The sequence below is a fragment of the Anabaena sp. UHCC 0399 genome (assembly GCF_034931465.1).
Lineage (GTDB): Bacteria > Cyanobacteriota > Cyanobacteriia > Cyanobacteriales > Nostocaceae > Trichormus > Trichormus minutissimus.
The window spans coordinates 64,524-71,558 of sequence record NZ_JAYGGZ010000011.1; the positions used below are offsets into that span (position 1 = coordinate 64,524).

Annotated in this window: 5 protein-coding genes; 2 read left to right on the plus strand and 3 right to left on the minus strand. The window is 38.7% G+C overall.

What is annotated here, in order from left to right:
* Positions 1-213: 213 nt before the first annotated feature.
* Both VB693_RS08525 and VB693_RS08530 read right to left on the minus strand, forming a co-directional pair.
* The gene (locus VB693_RS08525) at positions 214-1,437 is read right to left on the minus strand and encodes a two-component system response regulator (protein ID WP_323265880.1); all 1,224 of its coding nucleotides are present in this window, start codon (positions 1,435-1,437) and stop codon (positions 214-216) included.
* Between the two features lie 706 nt (positions 1,438-2,143).
* Positions 2,144-3,046 (minus strand): tRNA (5-methylaminomethyl-2-thiouridine)(34)-methyltransferase MnmD, encoded by a 903-nt coding sequence (locus VB693_RS08530; protein ID WP_323265881.1) that lies wholly within the window; start codon positions 3,044-3,046, stop codon positions 2,144-2,146.
* Positions 3,047-3,148: 102 nt separating this feature from the next.
* Here VB693_RS08530 and VB693_RS08535 point away from each other — a divergent pair, with 102 nt between their 5' ends.
* Entirely contained in the window at positions 3,149-3,973 is an 825-nt protein-coding gene (locus VB693_RS08535; RefSeq protein ID WP_323265882.1) for a sulfurtransferase, read from the plus strand.
* A gap of 67 nt (positions 3,974-4,040) precedes the next feature.
* On the opposite strand, the gene VB693_RS08540 is transcribed toward VB693_RS08535, so the two are convergent.
* Positions 4,041-5,417 carry a hypothetical protein gene (locus VB693_RS08540; RefSeq protein ID WP_323265883.1) on the minus strand — a complete coding sequence of 459 codons (1,377 nt, stop codon included), beginning with the start codon at positions 5,415-5,417 and terminating at the stop codon, positions 4,041-4,043.
* A 586-nt stretch (positions 5,418-6,003) separates the two neighbouring features.
* Here VB693_RS08540 and VB693_RS08545 point away from each other — a divergent pair.
* Positions 6,004-7,035, plus strand: a 1,032-nt coding sequence (locus tag VB693_RS08545) for a FecR family protein (RefSeq protein ID WP_323265884.1), incomplete at its 3' end; no start/stop codon positions are given.

Consider the following 7,035-nt stretch of genomic DNA (forward strand, 5'->3'; position numbering starts at 1 on the left):
CAACATATTACCATGTATCACTACAAACAACGGTATTTTGGCATCCTGCACTTGGTATAGAAATACAGATGCTTTGACTTTTTTATACCCAGGATTAAATAATTTAGGACTTACGCACAATTTACGTAATAACGTTCGCGTAGCGTATACCACAGAGACGCAAAGAACACAGAGAAATAAGGGTTTGAGAGACTTTTTGCGTAAGTCCTGTAATTATTGCCGAGAGAGAGCAAATTCAGCAAACTGTTGCATGAGTTTTGGGTTGCGCCAACCAGACTCAGTTTCATCTAGCATGATACATAATGCTTCTTCTGGAGCAAAAGCTTCTTTGTAAGGTCGTTCGCTAGTTAGAGCATCATAAATATCAATTATTTGAAATACCTGGGCAATGAAGGGAATTTCATCTTCCTTGAGTCCATCGGGATAACCTGAACCATCCCAACGTTCATGGTGATGGCGAATAATCGGAATGACACCTTGCATACTACGTAGGGGTTGACAGATTTTTTCCCCAATTAAAACGTGTTGCTTCATAATTACCCAATCTTCAGGGGTGAGTTTGCCTTGTTTGAGCAAAACTGCATCAGGAATTCCCACTTTGCCGATATCGTGAAGATAACCGCCCCAACCTAAATCTCGAATTTGGTAGCGTGAAAGATTTAAGTATTCTCCAAAAGATTGACCCAACTTTACTAGCCGTTCACAGTGGTCGCCAGTGTTAGGGTCGCGACTTTCCACAGCCCTAGCTATAGAAAATAGTGCTTGTTCTGCGTGGTCTAAATCTTCATTTAACCGCTTCTGATGAACTAGAGATTTAACACGGGCTACTAGTTCTACTCGGTCGAAGGGTTTGCTTAAAAAGTCATCTGCTCCTACTTCAATGCCCTGGATGCGCGATCGCCTATCATTTAATGCTGTAATGAAAATTACGGGAATTAGTCTAGTGTCTTCATCTTGTTTGAGTAATTGGCAGACTTCAAACCCATCCATTCCCGGCATCATTACATCTAACAAAATCAGATCCGGTTGTTGTTCCTTGACAAGTTCTACGGCGACAAAACCACTATCTGCCTCAATCACTGCATAGCCTTCCATTGCTAACAGTGCAACCGCAGTCATTCTACTAGCAGTATGATCATCAACTACTAGGATTTTCGGCGGTTCGGAATCGAAGCTCTTAACTTGGGACGTTGTAGTTTGTATAGTTTTTGAAATTAAGCACTCATAACCCGAATTTCGATTGGGTTTCAGCCAAGAAGTTGCTTTTTGGCTTTCTGTAATCATAAAATCTTCTTTAGATAAATCCAAGGAATAATCTTCTACGTCTTGCAATCCTGGGTTGTGATCTGAACTAATATTGTTTACTTGAGTTGGGGATTTATACCCATTCACATTTTGTTCAGTAGAGCCTGTGTATTCACCACTCCTTTTAATCACGGAAGCACCCCAATCTTAATAAAAATTAAACAGCGTCCTAACTTCAAAAAGACCTGACTATTTAACTGTATACAACTGTCAATTTCACATTTTCCTGGCATTGTATCAGAACAGTTGTTTGGGCAAGACCCATCAATAAATTTATGTTGTATAAGAAAATTAAGAATTGACAGTGCCAAATCCCTGTAACTTCTGCGGGGTCAATCCAAAATCCTTCTTGAAAAGTTTCTTACGGCGGGAAACCCGCCTACAGAACTTTCCGCAAAATCTAAAATTTAAAATTGTTTGACCTATCTATAATTCCTCTGCTTCTTACTCCAGTATGATAAATCCATGCCAATGTTAAATCAGGCGTTTTACTGAGATTTTTCATCATAGTCACGTCAGAAAAAATAATGATTATTAACTCCATAGTCAAAGCTATGCAAATTGAGTTTTAAGTTTCTATTTTGGGTTGATAAAGTCAGTATTTTCATCCATAAATTTGGGTTGATAATCATCCGCTTTTAATATACAAGATTTTTTGTATACTACAATACAGATACTAGATAAGTAGATAATCATCTGTTTTTAATATACAAGATTTTCTGTATATTACAATACAGACAATAGATAAAATGACTAAACTGATGACCACAATAGCAATAAATTATAAAAATCCGTTAAAAATTTTACTCACTAAATTATTTTGGGGATGGCAGTAAAACTAAGAGTATTGACTGAGTAACCGCCGTTTGCGCCAACGAGAAGTAGTTTCGAGTAAGCTAGTCTGTTGTTCTTGTCGTCGTCGTTGCAATATGACAGAGGCCGGATCATTTAATTGCGGATCGCGATAGGGAATAGCGGCACGAGTTAGGAGATGTTCTTTCTCGGCTGGCGAGAGGGGGGGAAGAGCTGAATCAAAGTCACATTCAGCACTTTGAGGATGGGCTGCGACTGTACCAGGCGATCGCCTACCCACTGGCTCTGTCGAACCTATTTGTAATCCTGCTAACAATAAAGCTGTACGTACAGACGTAGCACAAGAATAAGTAGCAAGCATTCCAGTCTCGTGTAAACACAGAGCTACTTGTTGCATAAACTCCACAGTCCATAGTTGAGGACACTGAGGCGGTGAAAATGGGTCTAAAAAAATAGCATCTGCTTGAAAACCCAACTGATTGACTCTCCTAATTGAGTCTCTAGCATCACCAATTAATAATGTTGCTTGGAGGCGATCTGTTTGTACCTTTTGCTCAAAAGCTAACTTGGTCAAAATGTGAGTGTAATCATAGTTCCAGTTATCTAATAGATGATGGGCAATTGCTGCTTGTGGTACAGATGGATTTAGTTCTAAACCAATTAATTCAACATAGCAACTAGGATTGACTGCCCAAATGGTCTGCAATGCTGCGGCGGTGTTGTATCCTAGACCATAACAAATATCTAATAAACGCAAAACAGGTTTTTGAGCAGTTTTACTTAGTTGAGTAGCACTGACAAATTTCAGAAAACTTTCCTGCTTCGCCCCAAAATGGCTATGAAAAGCTTCCCCAAACTCTTGGGAGAAGAAAGTCAAAGAACCATCGGCTGTTAGCTGGAGAGTAAAATCATTCTCTAAGTCTGACATGGGGAAATTAGGTGACAGGTGACAGGTGACAGGTGACAGGTGACAGGTGACAGGTGAGGTAGGGGAAAAATCCAATGTTCATTGACAAATGACTAATAACTAATGACTAACATTCAATTTGTTGTTTCATCCGACTGGTTACTCGAACATTTGCATGATCCGCAGGTTGTGATTGTAGATTGTCGCTTTTCTCTAGCTGACACCCAACTCGGACAAAAACAATATCAAGCAAGTCATATACAGGGGTCTTATTACCTAGATTTGAATCTGGATCTTTCTAGTCCTGTGGGTGAACATGGGGGGAGACATCCTTTACCTAAACCTCATGACCTAGCTGAGAAATTAGCAGCAATTGGGGTAGAGTTTCAAAAAACTTTAGTTGTCGCTTACGATGACTCTCGCTTGGCTTTTGCATCTCGTCTTTGGTGGTTGTTACGCTATTTGGGTCATGAACAAGTAGCGGTTTTGGATGGAGGCTTTAGCCAATGGGAAAAAGCTGGCTATCCTGTAACAGATGTCATCCCCCAACCGCAAACAGCTAAGTTTATCCCCCAAGTTGAAACAGAATTGATGGTAGATATTGAAGCTGTAAAAAATCGTAAAGATTTACCGACGGTTGTTTTGGTAGATTCGAGAGAAGGCGATCGCTATCGTGGTGAACGAGAACCAACTGATAAAATCGCTGGTCATATTCCCGGTGCGGTCAATTACCCTTGGATGGAAGTGACGGATACAGACGGCTATTTAATCCCGCCAACAGCACATCAACAACGCTGGGAACAACTAGAACCATCTGAAGAAATTTTAGTTTATTGCGGCTCTGGTGTTACAGCCTGCGTCAATTTGCTGTCTTTAGAGTTGGCTGGTATTCATACAGGTAAACTTTATGCTGGTAGTTGGAGTGATTGGATTAGTTATTGTTATTAGTCAATATACAATAATTACTTTAACTGTCACCTATCACCTATCACCTATCGCCTATCACCTGTCATCTCTAAAATTCACCTAACAGCCAGTTGTAATTGACACTTAAAAACCAGCTATCAAAATCAATGTTCCTGGTGGTGGAATCACCAAAGCTAAAACCAGTCTGAACATTCATTCTACTTGACTTAGATAAACGATAAGTTAAGTGGGCAAATAATCGATGAGATTGATCATGGCGATCGCGTTCTGTAAAGTCTGATAGATTCAATTGGTAATTCAAACCTACATCCAGAGGTTTTTGCACCTCGTAGTTCAACGATAACCACAAAGAATTCACTATACGACTACGGCTATTAGGGTCGGCTAAGTTCCAACTCAATTCATAAAAACTGTCTAGCGTCAGTCTTTTAGTCAGGGGATCTCTTCTACCCAAAGATAGCCGAAAAGACTGTTCACTCAAGAAGCGATCGCCAGATTTAAATATATCGCTACTGTTGGCATAAAATAATTGTTGATTACTCCAACTGATTTCACCAAACATTCGTCGCGATAGCTGTTGATAAATACCCAAATTAAATCTCAGTTGGTTATAATTAAATTTTGATTGGTCTACGTAACGAATTAAATTACCATCAATTGATCCATTTAAATAAGTCTTAGATCCCAAAGGAAAATATGCAGAAGTTAGTCTGATTCCATAAAATAACAACCCATCTTCTACAGGAATAGTTTCAGATGAAAAGATGTTACTTGTATGAAAATAACCAAGACGTGCCTGTAGAGAACCTATCGGTTTAAACTTAGGTTCAGGACGTTCTATTGGTGGAGGTTGTTGTTGTTCTAAGGGTGGATTTGGTAAAGGTCTTTGACGCACCCTTAGTCCCAATTCCTGATAAATCTCAGACTCAGAATTTGACTGTTTTGCCTCTCTTAGTCGCCGCCTCAGTCTCTCCAATCTGTCTAATCGTTCATTATCGTTTTTTGGAGGTGATTCTAATAATTGTTCTATGGGCTTTGGGGAAGTTTGGGGAAAATTATTAGGCTGAGTTTCTAGCTGTGGTGATTCATTCCTCTGCTGAATAACATCCGTATCAGCTCTTTGTATAGAATTAGGTTCAGAATTTTCTGTTTGTGTCGGAATTGCTTGAGTAATTGACAGTCTTGGGTTAACTAAATTTAAATCCACCTGTTCTTCAGAGGATATCTCAAACACATTGAATTGTGGCAATTGAGCATAATTAGTGTCTAAATAAACCTTTTGACACGAATTATTAATATTTTCTGCATCTAGCAAAAATTCTTGTATTTTTTCTAACTCATCTTGACATATTGATATGTCTGTTTTTTTCCCTGATGATGCATTTACCTTGATGGTATAACTACTTGCACCAATGATGACTAATAAAACCGTGACTAAAAAACTTTTCCAGCCCTGAAATTGCATCTTGTATGGATGGATTTAATTGCTTTTACTTTGCCCAGACACATTTTATATGTCTAAAATGTTCATCAAGAATAATTTAGCTTGCTATTAGTCTGATATTTTAAGTATGCTTTGTGCTTATGAATGCGTTTAATGGCACTTATGATACATATTCTTTCATTTACATGTTCTTTCATTTATAATAAATATTATTTTACAATACTATAGGACTCATATTAGATTTTTGAAATATACGTAGGGTTTGTTAGCATCAGCGTAACGCACCTTCACCAAAGCTTTTGGTGCGCTAACGCCTAATACATTCTACATATACTGAGATTTTTTTATAAATCAAATCGGATTTCTGTAACACATTGTGCGTACTTAATTGCGCTTAATTTGCATATCAATTAGTCCAAATAGGTCTATACTTAAGTATATAGAAAATTACGCGATGTTTTGTATAAAAAATTTAGGTAAACTTAACAATGAACGAAATAAAAACATTTATATAAAAGTTATAAGATTGGCAATGTTGATATATTAAGATTTCAGCAGTGATTTTCAACTAGTTTAATACCAGTGCAATTTTTCATAATTTGATACTATGCGTTTTAAACTATTTCCGTGGTGGGGAATTGGCTTGTGGGGTGTAGTAATAGTCATAAGTTTATCAAATCGGGTAAACGCTAATACCCCTCTGATTCGTGCTGAAGTTCAGAGCCTGCGTAATTTTGTACAATTGATTCAAAGAAGTAACAGAAGTAAACGTCCGGCAAAGGCAGCCGACGCTATCATACCGGGAGATGGCCTATCTACTGGTAGAGCTTCTTTAGCAGATTTGCGTTTCAATGACGGTTCTTTAGCTAGAGTTGGGGAACAAGCCGTATTCCAATTTTTGCCTAGAACTCGGAATTTTAGACTGTCAAACGGAACTGTATTACTGCTAATTCCACCGGGAAGGGGACAAACACGCATCCAAACCCCAAGTGCAGCAGCAGCAATTAGAGGTTCGGCGTTATTTGTGCGCTATGACCAACAAACAGATACTACAGTGATCGGTGCGCTGACCAATAGTGGGATTACAGTTTCTAATAAAGATGCTTCTCAAGACCAAGAGCTGCAAGCAGGACAACTGTTAGTAGTAGTCAAAGGTAGATTTCAGGGACTATACGATTTTGATCTGCAAAATTTTTATCAAACCAGTGACTTAGTTCAGGGATTAGATTTAACACAAAAAAATCGTAGCTCTTCTTCCGATCCTGCGATCGCTAGTGTGCGAGCAGAAATTGCCGTAGCTTTAGCAGGACAAGCACCGTTAAGTGGTCAAGGAATAATTGACAACCCATCTTTTTTAAATTTAACTGCTAGATCAAATGGTGAAGACACAGCTATAGGAGATTTAACCGCAGACTCAGATAGTTCTCCAATAGATACTTTTGTAGACACAGGAGAAATCTTATTTAATAATGCTCAAGAATTGGCGAATAGTGAAGACAAAATCACAACGCTAGAAAATAGGATTGATTCTAATTCTATTGACACAACAAGCAACTCTTCATCCTCAATCACACCCCAACAGCCTGCACCCACACCAGAGCCGACACCAGAACCCACACCAGAACCGATACCAGAACCC

What these genes read in the sequence shown, in the direction of transcription:
- VB693_RS08530 (WP_323265881.1), bottom strand. Translation starts at nt 3,046, where the DNA reads ATGTCAGACTTAGAGAATGATTTTACTCTCCAGCTAACAGCCGATGGT.
- VB693_RS08535 (WP_323265882.1), top strand. Translation starts at nt 3,149, where the DNA reads ATGACTAACATTCAATTTGTTGTTTCATCCGACTGGTTACTCGAACAT.
- VB693_RS08540 (WP_323265883.1), bottom strand. Translation starts at nt 5,417, where the DNA reads ATGCAATTTCAGGGCTGGAAAAGTTTTTTAGTCACGGTTTTATTAGTC.